Origin of the sequence: Salinicola salarius, assembly GCF_002179555.1 — a bacterium.
Taxonomy (GTDB): Bacteria; Pseudomonadota; Gammaproteobacteria; order Pseudomonadales; family Halomonadaceae; genus Salinicola; species Salinicola salarius_A.
In genome coordinates this window covers 1-3212 of record NZ_NHOU01000080.1, presented here as the reverse complement: position 1 = coordinate 3212, position 3212 = coordinate 1, and the positions used below count along the sequence as shown (strand labels likewise).

Annotated in this window: 3 protein-coding genes; all 3 read left to right on the top strand. The window is 50.9% G+C overall.

Going from position 1 to position 3212, the window contains the following annotated elements; translation table 11 throughout:
- A partial coding sequence (locus CCD76_RS18995; protein WP_087721058.1) for an HsdM family class I SAM-dependent methyltransferase occupies window positions 1–2097 on the top strand: 2097 nt, incomplete at its 5' end.
- Window positions 2097–2531 (top strand): restriction endonuclease subunit S, encoded by a 435-nt coding sequence (locus CCD76_RS19920; RefSeq protein ID WP_143543340.1) that lies wholly within the window; start codon window positions 2097–2099, stop codon window positions 2529–2531. The genes CCD76_RS18995 and CCD76_RS19920, both read left to right, overlap by 1 nt.
- A 92-nt stretch (window positions 2532–2623) precedes the next feature.
- Window positions 2624–3196, top strand: a complete 573-nt coding sequence (locus tag CCD76_RS18990; RefSeq protein WP_218777085.1) for a restriction endonuclease subunit S — start codon at window positions 2624–2626, stop codon at window positions 3194–3196.
- Window positions 3197–3212: the final 16 nt, after the last annotated feature.

Here is a 3212-nt window from a genome sequence, read left to right as displayed (position 1 = left end):
ATGGCAGGGCGTCCTGGAATGAACGCTTACCTGGAAAAGGCGCTTTCGCGCATTGCCACCAGTGGCCGCAAACAGGAACTGTTCAATACCAGCGGCTTCACCTTCGATAAGCTACTGGCTGATCCGCCGAACATTGCGGGCAACATGATTGCCTACATCCAGGGTTTCTCACCCCGCGCTCGGGACATCTTTGATAAGTTCGATTTCGAGGCGGAAATCGCCAAGCTGGATGAAGCCAACCGCCTTTTCCTGATTCTCAAAGAGTTCTGTAGCAACGAAATTGATCTCTCACCCAAGACCCTCAGCAACCTACAGATGGGCTATCTGTTCGAAGAGCTGGTCAGAAAATTCAATGAACAGGCAAACGAAGAGGCCGGGGACCACTTTACTCCCCGTGAAGTCATCCGGCTGATGGTGCAGTTGTTATTTACCGATGAGGAAGGCATCTTCGCGCCGGGCATTTACCGGAGTATCTACGACCCCACAGCCGGTACCGGTGGCATGCTCTCGGAAGCTGAAAAGTACATTTGCGGTGACGGTACCCATGAAGGATTGAACCCCGATGCCCACATCGAGCTGTTCGGCCAGGAGTACAATCCGGAATCCTACGCCATTTGTTGCTCAGACCTCCTGATCAAAGACGAACCCATCGATAATCTCATCTATGGGGACACGCTGGGCGTGAAAGACGCCAAGAACAAAAACAACGGCTTCGTACCGCACGATGGCCACCAGGAGAAGAAATTCCACTATATGCTTTCCAACCCGCCTTTTGGCGTTGAATGGAAGCCGGAAGAAGATTTCGTTCGTGAGGAGTACGACGACCAGGGCTTTTCAGGGCGCTTTGGTGCCGGTCTGCCCCGAATCAATGATGGCTCGCTGCTTTTCCTGCAACACATGATTTCCAAGATGCACAACCCGCCGAAACTGGTGGATGGCCTTCCTCTTGATAATAATAGCGAAGGTGGTGACGGCTCGAAGATTGCCGTGGTTTTCAACGGCTCCCCGTTATTCACCGGTGATGCCGGGAGTGGTGAGAGCAATATTCGACGCTGGATTATCGAAAACGACCTGCTCGATGCCATCGTGGCCCTGCCGGACCAGATGTTCTACAACACCGGCATCTACACCTACGTTTGGATTGTCAGTAACCGCAAGCCGAAACACCGCCGAGGCAAAGTACAGCTAATCGACGGCACCCGCCATTACAAAAAGATGGACAAAAGCCTGGGGAATAAGCGAAACGAGCTGGCCGAGGAGCATATCCGCGAGCTGGTTCGCCTCTACGCCGAACATCAACATGAGGCGACCTCCGTAGCGCCGGTACATACCAAAGGGTCATCAAGACCGACCGGAACCGAAACCCGTACTGTCAGTAAGATCTTTGATAACCACGAGTTTGGCTATCTGAAAATCACAGTGGAACGCCCTCTACGGCTGAAGTTCCAGGCCAGCCCTCAGAGAATTGCTCGCCTGGACGAGCAGCGGGCCTTTGCCAATCTGGCCACCAGTAAAAAGCGTAAGGACCAAGCGGCCTATCAGGCGGAAATTGAGGCGGGTAAACAGACTCAGGCTGCCATAAAAGACCTGCTCGGAGGGCTGGATGGCAACATCCTTTATCAGAACCGGGACGAATTCGAAGCCGTTTTGAATAAGGCTTTTAAGAAGGCCGACCTCAAGGTAGGTGCTCCGGTGAAGAAGGCGATACTGGCGGCGCTGTCAGAGCGAGACCCAGAGGCTAACATTTGCCGAGACAAGAAGGGCAATCCAGAGCCAGATCCGGAGTTGCGCGATACCGAGAACGTGGTGTTGCCTACTGATATCAGCCTGCCCTTGCCGCTGAAATACGACAACGAAACCGGTCATGACAAACTGCTTTCGTTGGTAAAGGACCATTGCGAGGCCTACCTGGTGGCTGAGGTGCTACCCCATGTGCCAGACGCCTGGATTGATCACAGCAAAACCAAGGTGGGTTACGAGATTCCGCTGAATCGCCATTTTTATGTCTATGAACCGCCACGTCCTCTGGAAGAAATCGCTGGTGAGATTAGTCAGCTGGAAAAGGAAATCGTCGCTATGTTGGCGGAGGTGGTTTGATGAGGGAATACGCCGAGTATAAACCTTCAAATTTACCGTGGCTTGGAGACATACCTAGTCATTGGGAGGTCTGGAAGGTCACTCACGGCTTCAACCGGATTGGCAGTGGCACGACTCCTAAAAGCGATAATCCACTGTTTTATGATGGAGCGATACCGTGGATAACAACTTCCGAACTGCGTGAAGATACAATTCGTGATACAGCGCAAAAAGTTACTCAAGAGGCGGTTGCTCTCCATTCTGCGTTGAAAGTTTACCCTGAAGGTAGTCTTGCGATAGCTATGTACGGCGCCACGATTGGGCGCCTTGGGATACTTGGTTTAGATTCGACGGTCAATCAGGCTTGTTGCGTTTTCTCTGAACCTACAGTATTCGATACGCGTTTCGTTTATTACTGGCTCTGGATGCGAAGACCCGTCCTACGCTTTGTCTGAAAAATGCCTGCGCTCGCCCATACTGCGTTAAAAATCGGCTCAAAAGGCTCATTTACTTCCCTGTAAACTCCGCTTTTTCGCCGATTTTTGCCTTGTCTGGCCATCGCTCGTCGATTTTTCAGACAGAGCTTAGCAAGACATCATTTTTCAGACAAAGCGTAGTATCACTCTCTACTGGCGGTGGACAGCCTAATCTCAGTCAGGATGATCTGAAAAAGCTATGGATTCCGATACCTAGTATCGGTGAGCAGCGCGCCATTGTTCGTTTTCTTGACCACAAAACTGCTCAGATTGATGCATTGATTTCCAAAAAGCAGTCTCTTTTGGACAAGCTGGCTGAGCAACGCACAGCTTTAATTAGTCAGGCGGTAACCAAAGGGCTTGATCCGACGGTACCGATGAGAGATTCGGGTGTAAGTTGGTTGGGAGCGGTACCTAAACACTGGGAAACATGGAAGGTTACACATGGTTTCAACCGCATTGGGAGTGGTACAACCCCTAGAAGTGACAATCCTTTGTTTTATGACGGCAACGTGCCTTGGGTAACGACCTCTGAACTTCGTGAAGATACAATTTTTGACACTTCACAAAAGGTTACGGAGGAAGCGGTAGCTCAATACTCAGCGTTAAAATTATACCCAAAAGGCAGTCTACGCTCTGTCTGAAAAATAGACCCGTAAA

Bases quoted from the DNA above. Each gene is read 5' to 3' on its own strand.
- CCD76_RS19920 (WP_143543340.1), top strand. From the start codon at position 2,097: ATGAGGGAATACGCCGAGTATAAACCTTCAAATTTACCGTGGCTTGGA.